The sequence below is a fragment of the Acinetobacter sp. ANC_7553 genome (assembly GCF_056779895.1).
Window position 1 is genome coordinate 14,333 of record NZ_JBWYIV010000009.1, and the last position, 17,428, is coordinate 31,760.

General features: G+C 36.6%; 14 protein-coding genes and 1 pseudogene. 3 read left to right on the forward strand and 12 right to left on the reverse strand.

What is annotated here, in order from left to right:
- The first annotated feature begins 170 nt into the window (after positions 1 to 170).
- The 3 genes from AC1M9I_RS08380 (at position 171) to AC1M9I_RS08390 (ending at position 4,301) form a co-directional block, all read left to right on the forward strand.
- Complete coding sequence (locus tag AC1M9I_RS08380) at positions 171 to 1,163, forward strand: LysR family transcriptional regulator (RefSeq protein ID WP_035268043.1); 993 nt, start codon at positions 171 to 173, stop codon at positions 1,161 to 1,163.
- A gap of 141 nt (positions 1,164 to 1,304) precedes the next feature.
- Positions 1,305 to 2,627, forward strand: a complete 1,323-nt coding sequence (gene paeA, locus AC1M9I_RS08385) for a polyamine export protein PaeA (RefSeq protein ID WP_035267989.1) — start codon at positions 1,305 to 1,307, stop codon at positions 2,625 to 2,627.
- Positions 2,628 to 2,963: 336 nt separating this feature from the next.
- On the forward strand, positions 2,964 to 4,301 hold the full coding sequence (locus AC1M9I_RS08390) for a CitMHS family transporter (RefSeq protein ID WP_481610921.1): 1,338 nt from the start codon (positions 2,964 to 2,966) through the stop codon (positions 4,299 to 4,301).
- Positions 4,302 to 4,359: 58 nt separating this feature from the next.
- Here AC1M9I_RS08390 and AC1M9I_RS08395 read toward each other — a convergent pair whose 3' ends face one another.
- From AC1M9I_RS08395 to AC1M9I_RS08450, 12 genes and pseudogenes are all read right to left on the reverse strand, one after another.
- On the reverse strand, positions 4,360 to 5,901 hold the full coding sequence (locus AC1M9I_RS08395) for a TolC family protein (RefSeq protein ID WP_481610922.1): 1,542 nt from the start codon (positions 5,899 to 5,901) through the stop codon (positions 4,360 to 4,362).
- Positions 5,898 to 8,030 carry a peptidase domain-containing ABC transporter gene (locus AC1M9I_RS08400; protein ID WP_481610923.1) on the reverse strand — a complete coding sequence of 711 codons (2,133 nt, stop codon included), beginning with the start codon at positions 8,028 to 8,030 and terminating at the stop codon, positions 5,898 to 5,900. Before AC1M9I_RS08400 ends, AC1M9I_RS08395 begins: the two co-directional genes overlap by 4 nt.
- Before the next feature lie 11 nt (positions 8,031 to 8,041).
- Complete coding sequence (locus AC1M9I_RS08405; RefSeq protein WP_481593588.1) at positions 8,042 to 9,310, reverse strand: HlyD family secretion protein; 1,269 nt, start codon at positions 9,308 to 9,310, stop codon at positions 8,042 to 8,044.
- Between the two features lie 235 nt (positions 9,311 to 9,545).
- Entirely contained in the window at positions 9,546 to 11,333 is a 1,788-nt protein-coding gene (locus tag AC1M9I_RS08410; RefSeq protein WP_481587244.1) for a cholesterol oxidase substrate-binding domain-containing protein, read from the reverse strand.
- Positions 11,334 to 11,427: 94 nt separating this feature from the next.
- The gene (locus tag AC1M9I_RS08415; protein ID WP_035268003.1) at positions 11,428 to 11,766 is read right to left on the reverse strand and encodes a hypothetical protein; all 339 of its coding nucleotides are present in this window, start codon (positions 11,764 to 11,766) and stop codon (positions 11,428 to 11,430) included.
- A 136-nt stretch (positions 11,767 to 11,902) separates the two neighbouring features.
- Positions 11,903 to 12,649 (reverse strand): twin-arginine translocase subunit TatC, encoded by a 747-nt coding sequence (gene tatC / locus AC1M9I_RS08420; RefSeq protein ID WP_051586588.1) that lies wholly within the window; start codon positions 12,647 to 12,649, stop codon positions 11,903 to 11,905.
- Positions 12,642 to 13,040 (reverse strand): Sec-independent protein translocase protein TatB, encoded by a 399-nt coding sequence (gene tatB / locus AC1M9I_RS08425; RefSeq protein ID WP_051586589.1) that lies wholly within the window; start codon positions 13,038 to 13,040, stop codon positions 12,642 to 12,644. The genes tatC and tatB overlap by 8 nt, the downstream gene beginning before the upstream one ends.
- A 54-nt stretch (positions 13,041 to 13,094) precedes the next feature.
- Positions 13,095 to 13,244, reverse strand: a pseudogene (gene tatA, locus AC1M9I_RS08430) (twin-arginine translocase TatA/TatE family subunit); the annotation flags it as partial.
- A 245-nt stretch (positions 13,245 to 13,489) separates the two neighbouring features.
- A complete protein-coding gene (locus tag AC1M9I_RS08435) occupies positions 13,490 to 14,002 on the reverse strand; it encodes a hypothetical protein (RefSeq protein ID WP_179998562.1) in 513 nt (170 codons plus the stop codon).
- 125 nt (positions 14,003 to 14,127) lie between these two features.
- A complete protein-coding gene (locus tag AC1M9I_RS08440; protein WP_035268008.1) occupies positions 14,128 to 15,036 on the reverse strand; it encodes an AEC family transporter in 909 nt (302 codons plus the stop codon).
- A 131-nt stretch (positions 15,037 to 15,167) separates the two neighbouring features.
- Complete coding sequence (locus tag AC1M9I_RS08445) at positions 15,168 to 15,896, reverse strand: HAD family hydrolase (RefSeq protein ID WP_481593643.1); 729 nt, start codon at positions 15,894 to 15,896, stop codon at positions 15,168 to 15,170.
- Positions 15,897 to 16,006: 110 nt separating this feature from the next.
- Complete coding sequence (locus AC1M9I_RS08450; protein ID WP_481593591.1) at positions 16,007 to 17,293, reverse strand: MFS transporter; 1,287 nt, start codon at positions 17,291 to 17,293, stop codon at positions 16,007 to 16,009.
- Positions 17,294 to 17,428 lie beyond the last annotated feature (135 nt).

Below are 17,428 nucleotides of genomic sequence, written 5' to 3' on the forward strand. Positions count from 1 at the left end.
AGCCCTATTTCTTAAATAAATGTATAGGGTCTGTCTTATGACAAAAAAAACGTAAATTTGATGAATATATGTTAAATTCTGCTGAAAAAATCAGCATAAAAACACACAAACCTAAGCGCTTATGGCATAATTCCCCACGATTTCAAAAATTTATTTTCGGTATTTTTTTTATGAATCTTGAGCGGGTTGATCTCAATCTCTTAATTTACTTAGATGTTCTTTTGCGAGAGAAGAATGTTACACGTGCAGCAGAACAATTAGGTGTTACTCAGCCTGCAATGAGTAATATTTTACGTCGTCTTCGTAACTTATTTAATGATCCGCTTTTAATTCGCTCTTCTGAAGGAATGACTCCTACGGAAAGGGCTTTAGAACTACAGCCTCGTATTCGTGATGCCCTTTCTGATCTATCTATGATCTTAGAACCACGAACAGAATTTAGACCTTATACGTCAAATCGTGTTTTCCGCATCATGACTTCAGATTATGCTGAAGCGACACTAGTGCCTCGCTTAGTTAAGGCTCTGCGTTCAGAAGCACCAAATGTTGTTTTAGATTTTCTAACACCGAGTGATGTATCCTATCGTGATATGGAACAAGGTAAAGTTGATCTTGCTATCAACCGTTTCAACGAAATACCACAAAGTTTTCATCAGGTTCTGGTGTGGCGTGACAGCTTTTCATGCTTACTCAATAATAAGCATCCTGCCGTAAATAATTTGAATCTAAAAAGTTATCTAGATGCGCAACATATCTGGGTTTCTAAAACTGGGATGGGGGTAGGATTTGGTGTTAACCCAGAAAAACAAGCTGGTTTAGGTTGGATTGATCAAGCTTTAGAACGTATTGGTCAAAAACGCAAAATTTCGGTATTTACACGTCATTATCAAATGCCAGGTTTATTAGCGTCTAATGTCGATCTCATTGCGACATTACCGACGAAAATCGCTCGCCTACAAGCTAAAAGTCAAAACTTGATGCTCAAAGACCCTCCATTTTACATTCCTGAATTTGAACTCAAAATGGCGTGGTGCCCTCTATTACATCATCATCCTGCTCATCGTTGGTTACGTCAGTTGATTTTATATGTTGCTCGTCAAATGACTGAGGAAGAAAATCGTGAATTTCTTTCAAATAACAATACCCACTTCTCACAATTTTGATTGAGTAGAGCTGATTTAAATCAATACTTTAAAATTTTTTACTCAATAACTATGATATTGAGGTAGTGTAAAAATTCACTACCTCTATGTTTTTTGTGATAAAACTTTCCTCATAAATAATTTAAAAACAAAGGTGTTCGTGTGAGCCTCTTTCAGAATTTCGTGATCATTATGATTTTGATTGCTGGAGCTGGATTCTTATCATTAAGTGAAATCGCACTTGCAGGATCACGTAAAGTGAAACTGAAAATTTTGGCTGAGTCTGGTGATGATCGTGCACAAAAAGTGCTTACGCTTCAAGAGAATTCAGCTGATTTCTTTGCTGCCTCGCAAATCGGCTTAAATGCTATTGCAATTTTGGGGGGGATTTTAGGTGAAGCTGCATTTAGACCTTATTTTGTGATTTTGGTCGATCGTTTCTATGATGGTCCTTGGTCACAATCAATTGGTTTTGCATTGTCATTTACTTTAGTGACATCACTGTTTATTTTATTTGCTGATCTTATGCCTAAACGATTGGCAATGATTGCACCTGAAAAAATCGCTGTCTCTTTAATTAATCCTATTCAGGTATTCATTACTGTTTGTCGTCCATTAGCTTGGTTTATCAATGCAATTGCCAACCTATTATTCCGTTTATTCAAAGTAAATACTACTCGTGATGATAATATCACCTTTGATGATATTTCTGCGGTAATGGATGCAGGGGCACAAGCAGGTGTCTTACAAAAACAAGAACATCACTTTATTGAAAATGTATTTGAGCTTGAAGAGCGAAATGTTCCTTCGAGTATGACTACACGTGAAAACGTGGTTTTCTTTACCATCAATGAATCAGAAGAAAGTATTCGTCAAAAACTGGCTGAATTTCCCTATTCAAAATATTTAGTCTGCAATGAAAATATTGATCAAGTGATTGGCTATGTTGATGCTAAAGATATCTTGATTCGTATTTTAAATAATCAAAAATTTAATCAGTTGAATGAATCCACTATCCGTAATGTATTAACGATTCCAGATACACTTACACTATCAGAATTACTTGATCGCTTCAGATCTAGTAAAGAAAAGTTTGCCGTAGTCATCAATGAATATGCCTTGGTGGTTGGTGTTATTACCCTATCTGATATTATGATTACCGTGATGGGTGACTGGGTTACGCCAACGGATGAAGATCTTCAAATTATCAAGCGGGATGATCATTCTTGGCTGATTGAAGGCAGTACACCTATTGAAGATGTCAAGCATGCATTAGAAATTGATGAAATGCCTGATGATGAAAACTATGAAACTTTAGCTGGGTTTATGATGTTTAAACTTCGTAAGATTCCACGTCCTGCTGATAGTGTAGTATTTAATGGTTATAAATTTGAGGTGGTCGATGTTGACCATTTTAAAATTGACCAACTACTCGTGACCAGATTACTTGATGAAAAAGCAGAATTAGAATCAACTGTTGAATAAGACACTATCCACCACTCAGGTGGATTTTTTTATTCAGTTTATCTAATTAAACTTGAGATTTTTTTCCTTCAAAATTATTGAAATTAGAATTTATAATCAATTTTTATTATAACCATCACACTTAAAAATCACCTTTAATGTCTCCAATCACAAAATATAAATTTTAAACTTATGAATTTTAACTACTATTTTTTATAAAAATTATGGTTATTTTAATATTTTCTAAACAATATTTAGTTTAATCATAAATTTCTCTAAGATGGTCGGCGTTTTCGAAGATAACAAATACTGTAATAGAAACAATATTGATTAAAACGCTAATCTAAGGATAGATCCATGTTGACCTTGCTTGGTTTGGGCATGATTTTGTGCTTTATGTACCTCATTATGTCTAGACGTATGACTCCCCTCGTCGCACTCACGCTTATTCCCGTTCTTTTTGCGCTAATTGCATATGGATTAGGTTTTTTTGTGGATAGTTTGAACCATATTCAACTTAATGAACTTGGTGAAATGATGTTAGATGGTGTTAAAAAGTTAGCACCTACCGGCGTCATGCTGCTATTTGCTATCTTGTATTTTGCCATCATGATTGATACAGGTTTATTCGATCCATCAGTGAAATTTATTCTCAGATTGGTAAAAGGTGATCCCCTCAAAGTAGTATTAGGTACGATTACCTTAACATTGATCGTGTCTTTAGACGGTGATGGCTCTACCACTTATATGATCTGTGTTGCTGCCATGTTACCGCTTTACAAGCGATTAGGCATGAGCCCTTTAATTATGGCCTGTCTCATGATGTTAGCCAGTGGAATCATGAATTTAACGCCATGGGGTGGACCTACTGCACGTGCGGCAAGTGCACTCCATGTAGATCCTAGCGATGTGTTTGTTCCGATGATTTTACCGATGCTGTTCGCCATTGCTTGGTTGTACTTTTTAGGAACCATGTATGGCCGAATGGAGCGTAAAAGATTAGGCATCATGGAATTGGATATTAGCCATGGCGACAATATTCAAATTTCATCAAACCCAGAGGCAAATCGAGCGCATTTGAGATGGTTTAATGGATTATTGACTCTCGCACTGATGGCCAGCCTAGTCATGGGTATTTTGCCTATGCCTATTTTATTTATGATTGCATTATGTATTGCTTTAGTCGTGAACTATCGTGATATTGATATGCAAAAAAGCTTAGTCGCTCATCATGCTGGTAGTGCTTTAAATGTCGTTGGTATTATTTTTGCCGCTGGTGTTTTTACAGGTTTACTCACTGGCACGGGTATGGTCGATGCCATGTCAAAAGAGTTAGTAGCGATTATTCCAGATAGTATGGGTCCATATTTGGCACCAATCACAGCCGTTTTAAGCATGCCTTTAACGTTCTTTATGTCAAATGATGCTTTTTACTATGGTGTTCTGCCCATCTTATCTGAAGCTGCAGCACATTATGGCATCTCTCCTGTGGAAATGGCTCGTGCATCGATTGTTGGTCAACCCGTTCATCTGCTCTCACCCTTAGTTCCATCTACCTTTTTACTCTGCGGGCTTGCTGGGATTGAGTTTGGTCAACACCAAAAATTTACCATTAAATGGGCGATTATTACGTGCTTAGTGATGCTTGCAAGTGGATTAATATTTGGGATGTTCCCATTCTATTCTGCTATTTAATCGTATCTCTAGTTTCGGAGTGATTTTTTGATCACTCCAATCTCTTATTTATAAAGGCTTATTGAGCTTGAGTCTCATTCCAAATATTCAAGTTCCCCATGTTAGATAGAAGTTGATACCTCACCACTAAAAACTCTGTCAACAAGGTGGAATAATTCATTTTTGCTTCATTCAACACATTCTGAGCATTAAGCACTTCGAGTAAATTTCCTACACCCGCTTTATAACGTCCTTGGGCGACTTCATAGGCTTCTGAAGCACTTTGATTCAATATCGTTAGCGCCTTAATATTGTCATGGATTGCATTTAGCTCATTATAGCTTTTCCAGATTTCAGCATTAATTTCAAGCTTCAATCTTTCTTGCTCTAATTGCTTTAATTTTAAGTTTTTTTGAGCAACGACAATTTGATTTTTTCGATTATAACCATCAAACAATGGGAAATTGACTTGCACACCTGCTTGTAGAGATTGGCGATCACTGCCATAACTGTCACTCGTTTGTTTTTGCTGATCATAAATGCCGTTAAAACTAACAGATGGATATCTAGACCGCTGTATTGCCTTAATTTTATTTTCAGCTGCGAGTGAATCATATTGTGCAGCTTTAAACTTTGGATGCATTTTTTCAGCATCCTGAATGAGGATTTCAATCGGTTTAAGATCTAGCTCTTTTGGAATTTTTAATTGATTATTAATTTGGAAATTTTGGTATGCAGGCTCACCCATTAATGATGCTAAAAGTCCTTTTGCTATTTTTAAATCACCTAAAAATTTAGTTTGATCTGACTTTGCTTTCGCCAAATTTGCGGACATTTGTAATGCATCTGATTTGATACCAACACCCGCACGATATCGAGCATTTGCAATTTCATAGTTTTTTTCTGCAAGTACAACCAACTCATTAATATTATTTAACTTTAACTCAGCCTGAATAATTTGATAATAAGTCGAAATCGTTTTGATGATCATATTTTGCAAAGCTACATCATGCTGTGCCAAAGACATCGCTAATAATTTTTCGGCTTCTTCTGCTTGATAAAATCGACTACCAAAATCATAAAGTAGCCAATTGGCTCTTATTCCAAGTCCGTAACGGCGTAAGTCAGTGTCATAACTCAAAACAGGACGATCTTTTACTTGATTATCATCACGTGACCAATCGTAATTCAAGGTGCTATTCACTTGAGGATAATAATTTGCTTTAGAGATTTTAAGCTGAGCAGCTTGAATACGCGTTTGTACCCAAGTACTTTTTGTCTCAGGATTACGACAAACTGCACGTTCAATGGCATCAAGGAGCTCTATCTGCTGTTCATTCTTGAGACTATTTTGAGATAAACAATGTTGAGGTTGACTTAACATTTTCTGATTTTGAAGGTCAAGTGACACACTTTGATTGAGTTGTTGTTCTATTTGCTTACGTTTTGTCTCATTCTCGCGGGCGTTACGCTGTGCCGTGAGCTCATCAAACCATAAAGTCTTGCTTTGTTTTTTTAGATTTGGAGTCAGTTTTGACAACCAACTCTCTGCATAAGCCAATGAACTATGTCCGAATAGCGACCCAGCAACAACAATGAAAGCGATGTATGGAATTTTCATTTAGGTTGCAAATCCTTGGTCAACATATCACGGACAATCACGCCATCTTGTAAAGCGATAATCCGCTCAGCAGATGAAATCGTTTCTGGACGGTGCGCAATAATCAATTTGGTAATATTCAAATGCTTGAGATTTGCATTGACCTCTTGTTCTTTTAATACGTCTAAACTACTGGTCGCCTCATCCATAAATAAAATCTTTGGTTTTTTATAGATAGCACGAGCCAATAAAATTCTTTGTTTTTGTCCTCCTGACAACATATTACCAATATCACCTACTAAGGTTTGATATCCCATTGGCATACGGCTAATGTCATCATGAATTGCGGCATAGGCTGCACATTCTTGTACCCATTGCATGTCTGGATTTGAATCAAAAAAGCAAATGTTTTCTGCGATTGAACCAGCAAATAGAATGTCATCTTGTAACACTGTCGCGACTTGATCTCGCACAGCGTTTAATCCTAATTGTTCAAAGTCACGCCCCATAATTTTGACTTCACCTTCATTTTGTTTAAATACGCCTAACAGAACATGTAGCAGTGTGGTCTTACCGCAACCTGTTGCCCCGACAATGGCGACAGATTGATTTTGGGGAATCTTAAAACTAATCCCCTTGAGTACATAAGGGTCATTTTCTGAATATTTAAAGTGCAGATTTTCGACTTCAATTGCATTCTCAACCTGACCTACATTTGTGATTTCAGCATCACCGTATAATTTTTCTTGTTCTGTTAACACAATATCGGATAAACGCTCTACATCAATTTGAAGCATTTTAACTTCGATAAACTTATCGATTAGTCCTGCAACCCGACTATCAAATTGGCCTTTATACGCCATAAATGCCATCAGCACACCAACTGTAAAATTACCCTCCAATACCAATGTGGCACCTAACCAAATAATTAGAATGTTCTGAATCCCAAATAAGACTCCATTCGCCAATGAGAATCCCAACCCCAGCTTTTGGGTGGTTAATCCGGCATTCACTTGATTGACCATAAGATTTAACCAAGTCGAACGGCGAACATCTTGTCGCTGGAACAGTTTTATGGTTTTTGCCCCACGCACGGTTTCCATAAAATGGCTGCTTTGCTTCGCTGCATGAATAATTTGCGCTTCAGTCGCTCGCTTCAAAGGTGCATACCAAATCCATCGGATTAAGGCGTATAAGCCCATGGTAAAAATTGCGATCCAAGCTAACTTCGGACTGTATACAAACATTAAAATCAACGTAAATACTGTCATTAATCCATCAAGAATCGCAGCTAAGAACGTTGTGGTGAGCGTGGTTTGAATGTTCCCAATTGATCCAAATCGCGAAACAATGTCACCGAGTGATCGTCTTTCAAAATAAGAGACAGGAACATTAATCATGTGATTAAAGACGTTGGCTTGCCACTGCACACTTAAATGTGTGCTCATATACATCATGATCCAAGAACGAAGTAGCCCGATAAACTGCTGAAGCAACATCAACATGCCAAATCCAATAGCCAGTATCGTTAAGAGATCCCTATCTGCAGATACGATCACATGGTCGATCACCCATTGCATAAAAAATGGGCTAATTAATGAAAAAACTTCTAAGGCTAAGGCCAAGATTAAAATTTGCCCGAGAGATTTCCATAAACCACGAACATGACCGATTAGACCTTTAAGCTGAATCTGATTTTTATCTTCTTTTTTTTCAAATTCAGTATCTGGCCAAAGCTCTAATGCAACACCCGTAAAATGTTCAGACACCTCATTGAGTGTCAGTACACGTTTACCAAATGCTGGATCTAAAATCGTGACTTTATTGGCACTGACTTCTTGCAATACCACAAAGTGGTTGAAATCCCAATGTAAAATACATGGGGTTTTAAGCTGATCTAAATCTTCTAAATCCAGCTTTAATGGGCGTGTTACCATTTTCAACTGATTACTAATTTTGATCAGCTGATTGAGATTTGAACCCTTTTGAGAAACTGAAAAACGACGTCTTAACGTTAATAAATCAGACTCATAGCCATAATAATGCGCAATCATCGCAATACAGGCTAATCCACATTCTGTCGCTTCCGTCTGTAAAATGGTTGGAATTTTCCGTCCAAATCCAAGAGAAATTTTGTCTAATATCTGCATGTTATTTCTTCTTATATCTTGCCCGTGATGCTATATAACGGTTCGAGTACCCATTCATATAGTTTTCTTTTTTCTTGCATGATATCTGCATCAAAGGCCATGCCCACTTTAAGAGGCTTACTTTCACCATAGGCTTTTACAAACTGTTGTTCTAATTTGACTTTGACTAAATACACAGGTTCACTTTGGTTAAATGTTACACCCTGACTTAACTCGCCTAAATTGGTCAGTTCTTGTGGGTTCATCGTCGTCGCTGAGATTGAATGAATCACACCTTCACCTTGACCAAATTTTTGGTAAGGATAGGCTTGAAAACGAAGTTTTACGGTTTGACCAGTCCTTATAAATCCAATTGCTGAACTGGGTACAAAAAGATGTGCTTCTAAATAAGAAGGCGTCGGAACAATATTCATAACAGGAATATTAGGAGAAATAAACTGACCAACCTCTGCATTAATCGATGCTATTTTTCCTGTCGCATTGGCTTGTAATAGCAAACTATCCCGCGCTTTATTTTCTAAAAATTCTTGCTGATTCGAAGCTAATTGACGATCGACCAAAGTCAGCTCACTTTCCAACTTCGATGCTAGTCCTTGCTGAGCCAATATTTTATTTTCTAATTCAGCTTGTTTAGTATTTTTTTCACGCTCATAACTCTGTAATGCAACTTTTAGGCTGATATAGTTATCTTGCTTCAGTTGATATTCTTCAATCGAAATATATTCTTTATCTTTTAAATCTCGATAACGATGTGCATTTTCTTGTGCAAGTGCTAGACGTTGGCGTTGCTCGGCAATTAAGCCATCTAATTTTATTAAATCTAAACGTATAGATTGAATTTCTGCATTTAATTGTTGAACATTATTTAAATGTAAGTCTTTTAGTTTATTTTTTTCAGTATCTAAACTTTGTTTTTTTAACTCAATTTGTTTTTGTACAGACTCATTATAGTTACCTGTACTATTATAACGCGTCATTTTTAATGTAATTAATGGTGTCCCTTTCTCCACTAATTGACCTTCTTTGACGAATTTTTCACTGACTGTACCCCCTTCAGCACTATAAACTCGGATTAAACCTGTATTAGGAATCAATAATCCTTTAACACTCGTCCTCTTCGTATAGCTTCCAAAAAAAATAAAACTCACTAATAAAACAGTAAAAATGGCGACAACAATCGTGAGTACCGTAAATGAAAATGGTCGAATCAAAATGACTTCACCAATCCACTTTGACTTTTGTGCATCAATCGCTTTGTCTCTAAACAGCTTATTTGTCATATATATTTGTAATTAATTTTTCAAGTACGGGTTTTTATATTGAATTTTCATCAAGTTGACTACATTTCAACAGCGTGCTTAAAAGAGACAAACACAAACCAAAAGTTTTCAATAAAATAGTCATGATCTGTGTTGTCTCCTGTTCTATCCCACACTTCGCTCAGCTAAATCTGCTTTGAATAAACTCAGTTGGATACTGATTTCAATAGATTAAAAACGAAGCGTTCATCTTGTTTTATTTCAAAACTCGATTGACTAAAGGTGCTGTGAACAAAGCATGAGGATCATATTGCTTTAAAATATGACTACTCGACTGAATGGTTAAATGATTAGATTGACCCTGAGCATGGACGCGTGGAATTTCGTAATCGATATAAGTTGAACTATCCCAAGCTTTTTGATTGGTATAGCCCCACCCTTTAGACCATTCTGGTCGCATCAAAGAATCACCTTGATAACGTTGTGACATCCACTCCTCAACTTCTGTGTAAAATTGCGCTGAGAATGGCGTACCTGGCAAGGTTAAAATATCAAACCAAACGGCACAGTCCCATTCAGGATGATCAGGACAAGGTTTAATGGCTGATAATGCTGCTGTTTGAGCGCCGTGAACAATTGAATCTTCTGGATGATCCAAGCCCGTAACTCGAATTTCAACAGGTCCATTCATTGGGAAACGACCCATTTTTTGATATTGCTTCATCTTAATGCCGTAATAATCACAAAAATCAGCAATAACCCGTTGAACGTTTGCACGACTGGTAATGACAGCATAGCCATTTGCCGTAACACGCAAAGTTGTTGGTTTGACATACAGTAAAACGTTTTTTGACGTTCCCCATAAATCATAAGTTTGAGTGGAAGCCAAACCACCAGTCAAAATCGTCGTGATTCCAGATAATGGCGTACCATTTAAACCTAGTTTAGAGATTTCATACTGAGTAAAACCGAAGGTTGGCGTGAGATAAGTACTTTTATTGACGATGATTTTATGAATCAAATCAGTAATAGGTTTGATCAAATTATCTGAGAACCAATAATTGAATGGTTTGACTGTCTGTCGAGCAGTCAAAGGACGATACGGAGTAACAGTCCAAACTTTTAACCAAGGATAATCGGTGAATGGAAACCAAATTGCTTCTGCACGACCAGATTTATCCAGAAAATGAGAGAAGGTACGTCCAGCATGCTTATCTTGAGCGAATAGCTCATTGATATGAATGTCGGTATAGCTTTCACAACGAATATATTGATTTTTTGACGTTTGTAATTGTGCAGATAAAATAAATGCACGACCTATATGAACTAAAAATGCACGAATTTCTGGATCATTTCGCAGGAAGGTTTTCGCAACATATCGACCTTCTCGTTGGTCGAAAACAGCAGCAGTGATCGATACCACTAAATTACTGATCGAACCATAAGTTTGACCTTCTTGTTTTATTTCCCCTACGGCAGGTACACCTGTGCCATGACCATCAATGGCCAACACACCACCCAAAGTTAAATCTCCAGGTGCGGGCACTGCTACAAATCCACGATTACGGTATTCCATTGCGGTTAACAATGCTTCCATTTGAATGCCTGCTTCGGCAGTCACAATACCTTTTGCATCAATACTGACTTTGTTGATATGCGTTGGCATATCAATCAATAAAATTTTAGTAATCTTGTCTTGATCATCCAACAATAAAGGTGACCAATTATGTGACATCCCTTTGGGTCTGACTTTATAGCCATTTTGATATGCCCAGTTAATGGCTTTTAAAACTTGTTCTTGATTTCTCGGTGATGCTGTCCATGCATTTTCATAACGAGATTCCCCAGACCAATTTTCATATTTCTGTTTAAAAATTGAGATTTCAGTTGGGAAATTTACTAATCTTTCTTGTAAAGGAAAAAACCAAGCTTCTGCCTTTTGTGTTGGAAGCCATGCTGAAACAGCACCAACAGCAGCTAAGCTACCCATTGTTTTTAGAAAGTTTCTTTTATCGTGATCTATTTGTTCTGATGAATTCTGCATTGTTATAGCCACCAAAAGTTTAGCTTTATTATTTCTGTTACTGAAAGCAGACCAGTACTCATGACCAGTCTGCCTTTAACACTTTATTTAAAACTTATGAAAGCCAAGCACGAACGCCATTTAAAGTCGGAAGAAGTTTATATTGACCTTCTGCCTTTTCTTTTTCGTAATGGTTTGGAGTTTCAGCTACATCGCCACCAAGTGCACGACCAAGACCAATTAATGTTTTTGATGCCACTAAACCAGTAGTATCAGCAGCTTGGTGTACTAGCCCTAAACCTACTGCACTAAATACAACACCAACTGATGAAATCAGTTTTGAATTAAGTGTTTGATTGAATAAGTTCACACCGTGGATGATTGAGTCACCAATCAATGTTCCAGCACCAGATACTTCATTGATTTCTTCTTGCTTTAATTCTACTAAGCTCATGATTAAAACCTCGTTATAAAGAATTTATGTTAGATACACCTAACTTTTGTTAAGCACTTTTAATATACAGAATGAATTGTGTATCTATAATGAAAACTGTATGACACTATTTAATTATTTTGTGATTTATTTAACATTAATTTTGATAATTCGATTGACTCAATATTCTTGAAAATAACAGCCCAATTTCAAATAATAGATAGATCATTGTGCCCCCAATCGCCATTGATAATATGTCTGGCGGCGTTACAAACATGGCAATAAAAAAACAAAAGATAAAAATGTAAGGTCTATTTTTTTGGATGGTCTCAATGTCTACTAATCCAAAATACACCGTGATCATAATGACCAATGGCACTTGAAAAATCAGCCCTAAGACGAAGAAAAACTTAATACAAAACAATAAGTATTGTTGAATATCTGTCATAGGGGTCACACTATCTGGCGAAACTCCAATAAAGAATCCCAATACAGCGGGCAGAATAAAAAAGTATCCCAGTGCAATGCCCGAGTAAAACAACACAATACTTGAGGGAAAAAAGAAAAAGAAAATTTTACGTTCTTTCAGATAAAGCGCATGTTTTAAAAAAACATATAATTTATAAAAAATAAAAGGAAAAAGGATGATCAGCGTGACAAAAAATACCAACTTAATGGGTGCTACAAATGTACTGGTAATATCTGTCGCAATCATATGCGCATTTGCAGGTAATTTAGCTTGTAGAGGCAGTGCGATCGCGTTATAAATTTTGTTCGCGAATGGCACTAATCCAACAAAAATAACTAAAAAGCCGATAACGACATGAATTAAATTTCGCCTAAATTCTTCAAAATAATCAGAAAAATGACTCAGTGTTTTTTTGAGGTCGGAAGTTTCAGACATATCTCACTCCCATTACATGTATATCAACACACGACCAATGCGCTAAATGAGTCATTAGAAAATCTGTTTTATAAGGTGCTGGAACATAAAACTTTTGTATTGGGAAATATTGTTTTTGTTTCTGATCAATTTGATCATCTAGATGCGCGAAGTATTCCTGCATTTGAGTTTCAAGCTGTTTAACATTCTGAATTTCGTCTTTTAATTCTTCACGAAGTTGATGAAGCTCAAGTTCTAGATCTACTTTCTGTTTAATATCGGATTTTATTTCACTTATTTTTTTCAAGCTTCGAAGCGCAAAACGAATCGCATCGGGTAAACGATCAGGACCCAAGACCACAATTACAATCAGTCCAAGAAAGAGTAGTTCTCCAAACCCAACATCAAACATAGGCTAAAACACCACAATATTGCTTTGAATATTGTTTAAAAAAGATTATTGATGAGTGTCTTTTTTATCTTCGCGAACAGCATCTTTAAAATCTTTTACAGCGCCGCCGACATCTTTGCCAAAATTCTTTAATTTAGCTGTACCGAAAATGACCAAAATAATTATGGCAAATAGTGCGATATGACCAATTGAAAGACCCATCATTATAGTTATCCTTATTTTTTAATATTGCTTAATAATAACAGACCAACAATGCATAGAACTCTTGAAATGTCTAACAATCTCAGCATACATATTTGAGTCTGTTAAGATTTTTTATTCTGCTTTCAAAATATAAGCTACTGATAAAATTAAAAAAACCGATTTAAGCCTTTGCTTAAATCGGTTTTCAGTCACTTGATTCGCTAAACTACGTTTTCAATTCTTTGTTTAACTTGAATAATAAAGTATTAGCGACCATAGATTTCTAAAAGTTTATCTAAAGTTGCTTGATAATGAATATCGATATCTTCAGCTAAAATAGCATACGCATTATCTAACTGAACCATTGGCCAGCCTTCTTTCCAAAATGGAAAAATATTGTGTAGATCATGTGTTACGATTGCTTCTTCACGAGTAATCGCCTGTGCAACCTGCGATAAAACTTGTGCTGTTTCAGCACCATCAATCTCAAGATAATCAATACCACGCGCTTTAAGAATACGAATTCTGTCTTTTTTATATTTAATTTTTTTTGCTTGTGCTTCATTTAAGCCTAGCGCAAGTGTCACTGCTTCAACAAACTTTTCTTCAAAAGATTGATGTAATGCAACCAAGGCTTTTTTATGTGCTTCCTGACGCCCCTCTTTACCACCACTTCGAATCAGTTTATTCGCCTCAACATTAAGTTCGTCAGATTTCATTGACTGCAAAATATCTAAAATTTCGATATCACTTAAAGATTCAGCATTGTGGTGTGTCATGGGAGTACTTCAATTCAACTTAATCTTGCATTTTCTCATAATTCAACACAAATACATAATCTAATTCAAATTGAATCGATAAACTTTCAAATGATTCTAAATATTTGGAATTATACTTCTGAGTTTTAGTGCAATATTAAAGTCAAAACGATGGGTAGTGTGATTGCAGCACCGATAATTTGCAGACTAATTATGCCAGCCATTAATTGACTGTCACCACCCAATACTTTTGTCAGAATATAAGCAGCTGAAGCCGTTGGTAATGCAAAATATAAAATAAAGATTTGCGTCTCTAAAGCATTGAAGCCTAGCATTTTACAGACCAGCCAAGCCAAAATCGGCATTAAACATAAACGCGATAGCGTGTTGATCATTAGAGGTAATGATTCTTTTTTAAGAGCCACAAATTGCAATGCAGCACCGACACACATTAGTCCCATAGGTAAGCTACATATCGCAAGTTGGTAAATTAATGACTCTGCACCTTTCCATAATGGCAGCCCGGATACATTGTAGAGCACCCCAACCAGACAACCTAAAATTAAAGGATTTTTGAGTAACGATATAATCACTGCGCGAAAATTCATATTTTCATGATCGGTCAGTGCCAATACCGAGATGATATTCACAACAGGAATACTGATCGCCAACAGTAATGCAAAAATTGTCATGCCTTCTGCTGGAAAAAGCGAAGCAACAACTGCTAAACCAATATAGGTATTAAAACGTACATTACTTTGAACATAGACTCCAAATCTTCGTGTTGGGGTCTGAAAAATTCTTTTTAAAATATATAAAACTGCACAAGCAATTGGAAAGACCACGAGTAAAATGACTAAAATTTTACTTACCATCTCCATATGAATATCAGCTTGAGCCAAATTGCCAAAGAGCATGGCAGGGAAAAACACAAAATAGTTAAGTTTTTCTGCACCCGCCCAAAACTCGTCAGTTAAATATGATTTCTGTTTAAGAAAATATCCAATTAAAATGAGCCCTATCAGCGGCACTAAGGATAAAACAATGCTGTACATAAATGATGAGCCTAATCGAGTGCAGATCGCTCAGTCCTAATACGCTCAATCAACCACAGTGGTTTATTGCATGCATTTTGAACTGATCATTTTATATTACACTGCATCAAGCTGATCGTCTCAAAAATTCATCATTTACATCGAGCATTGACTTGTTTTATATACGCTAAAATTTCAGGCAAAGTCTGGATTGTTTTATTTAACGGCGGTTGATGTTCAGCTAAGGATTGGTGAAACCCCGCCAAATATAGTCCATCTAGTCCAGCCTGAGTAGCACCCCAATAATCATTCACTGGATGATCACCAACATAAAGACAATGATCAGGCGCAATTCCTAATTGTTGACAAGTCATATGAAATATTTCTGCTTGAGGCTTTGACACACCTGCCTTCTCAGAACTCATGATTACATCAAAATAATGCGCGATTCCTAAACCTTCGATAATTTTGTGTCGAGTGAAATGTCCTCCATTCGAAATGATTGCCAACTTAAACCCTTTATTTTTAAGGCGATCAAGCATCTGAATAGCATTTGGCATCATGACTGCGTTTAGTCCAAATTGATTAAACCAATAATTACTTAATTCATCTAATTCTGGTGCTTTTTTCCATTTCAACTGCTTCAGTAATGCATGAGCGACTGAACCACCAATGGTTGGAGCAGTCATTCTTTCTCGGATGGGATAGCCACCATGATCAATATATCGAATCGTTTTAAGAATCTCAGCTTGCGCAGACGAGGCAGATTGATCGATTTGATGTTTATAAGTATTAAATAATGCCCGACTAAAAGTTTGAACACTTAAATCTCGGTGTGTCAGTGTATTGTCCAAATCAAAAATAACAGCTTGAATTTTCATAGTGCTTAGAGGAGTGTATTCATTTGCCCATGCTATCAACTCTCCACAATATCGATTATTCATTTTTATTTCATCCTAAGCATGAAAATGAATATAAGATAGATTACAGACTAATTCCATTGATGTTTGTTTTGAGCTGTATACCGACTCCATACTAAAATCGGTATGAACAAAAATAATCCTAAAATACAGATCAAAATGAGATATGAGGTATAACCGAGCCAATCGCCTAATATGCCACTCAAGGTATACAGTGCTCCCGCAATGGAAGCCATCAATGCGACTTGGAAAGTAAAATCTGTTCCTGCAAATTCTTTCCGACTGTATTGCATCACCAAGGTTAGAATAATCACCAATAACATCGCAGCGAACATATCTTCTAAAGCATTGATCATATAGATCCACACGACGTTCAATTCAGAAGGTCGCGCCTCATAATGCGATAACCATGCAAATCCAATGAGACTCAATAATTTAAGCAGTGAAAAAGTAATTAAAGCACTTTGGCGCGAATAAAACCTAAGTAGCCAACCCGCAATACCTGCTCCGATTAAAGCAGCAAATGCTCCAAGCATGGTCACATTGACACCAATTTGCGTCTTAGATAGTCCTAAATCGACCAACAATGGTTTAAGAATAGGTCCAGACAATCCATCCGTCACTTTAATGCTACACAATACAAAAAACCAAAGTCTGAGTTCTCGATTTTGAAAAAAATATTTTAAGTAATGACTTAAAGCTTTCACGAAACTTTGAGTTTTAGATGATGAATCATCATCTCGATGATTATTGATGCTTTGTGAAGCATGTTGAGGCTCACGATACAATAATACGGGTAGCGTATTAAATGCCACCAAAATAGCCAGGCATAAAAAAGTGGTTTGCCAAGTCAATGCATCTAATACCCACAATATCGCACCGCCTCCCACAATAAAGCCCAATCTTGAACCAATCACTTGGAACATATTGCCTAGATGCTGTTGTTCGCCTTTTAAAATATTCACAGCTAAGCCATCAGTTGCTATATCTTGAGTTGCTCCGATGCTGTTCATCATCAAAAGTGCTACAAAAAATCCAAAGAGATATTGAGGTTGGTTCAGTGATTGAATGGGGATAAACGATAAGATAACCAGCGTAATCATTGTGAGTAACTGAGTGGGTATAATCCAACTGCGGTAATGCCCTTGATTGAACAAATGATGACGATCAACCAATGGAGCCCATAAAACTTTGAGTGCCCACGGAGCCATCAGCAATCCAAATCCACCAATATGCGTTAAGGAAACACCTTCAGCACGCAGAATCACGGGCAAAGTATGTGTCATAAATCCTACTGGCAATCCTTGCGCCCAATAGAGTGAAAATAAAAGCACATACATTTTGGTATTTGGTGACATGAAAGAGGTGTCCTGCAACTGATGTTTTCTTAATCAATCCGTATTGAGATGTCCTTGTCACTTGATTCTTATTCTGCCAATGTATCTCATACACAAGGTCTTTATAATAAGTTTAAAAAGCAATTATACAACGCA

Bases quoted from the DNA above. Each gene is read 5' to 3' on its own strand.
- AC1M9I_RS08395 (WP_481610922.1), bottom strand. From the start codon at position 5,901: ATGAAAATTCCATACATCGCTTTCATTGTTGTTGCTGGGTCGCTATTC.
- AC1M9I_RS08390 (WP_481610921.1), top strand. From the start codon at position 2,964: ATGTTGACCTTGCTTGGTTTGGGCATGATTTTGTGCTTTATGTACCTC.
- AC1M9I_RS08380 (WP_035268043.1), top strand. From the start codon at position 171: ATGAATCTTGAGCGGGTTGATCTCAATCTCTTAATTTACTTAGATGTT.
- AC1M9I_RS08445 (WP_481593643.1), bottom strand. From the start codon at position 15,896: ATGAAAATTCAAGCTGTTATTTTTGATTTGGACAATACACTGACACAC.
- AC1M9I_RS08450 (WP_481593591.1), bottom strand. From the start codon at position 17,293: ATGTCACCAAATACCAAAATGTATGTGCTTTTATTTTCACTCTATTGG.
- AC1M9I_RS08435 (WP_179998562.1), bottom strand. From the start codon at position 14,002: ATGACACACCACAATGCTGAATCTTTAAGTGATATCGAAATTTTAGAT.
- AC1M9I_RS08440 (WP_035268008.1), bottom strand. From the start codon at position 15,036: ATGTACAGCATTGTTTTATCCTTAGTGCCGCTGATAGGGCTCATTTTA.
- AC1M9I_RS08400 (WP_481610923.1), bottom strand. From the start codon at position 8,030: ATGCAGATATTAGACAAAATTTCTCTTGGATTTGGACGGAAAATTCCA.
- AC1M9I_RS08405 (WP_481593588.1), bottom strand. From the start codon at position 9,310: ATGACAAATAAGCTGTTTAGAGACAAAGCGATTGATGCACAAAAGTCA.
- AC1M9I_RS08415 (WP_035268003.1), bottom strand. From the start codon at position 11,766: ATGAGCTTAGTAGAATTAAAGCAAGAAGAAATCAATGAAGTATCTGGT.
- tatC (WP_051586588.1), bottom strand. From the start codon at position 12,649: ATGTCTGAAACTTCCGACCTCAAAAAAACACTGAGTCATTTTTCTGAT.
- AC1M9I_RS08410 (WP_481587244.1), bottom strand. From the start codon at position 11,333: ATGCAGAATTCATCAGAACAAATAGATCACGATAAAAGAAACTTTCTA.
- tatB (WP_051586589.1), bottom strand. From the start codon at position 13,040: ATGTTTGATGTTGGGTTTGGAGAACTACTCTTTCTTGGACTGATTGTA.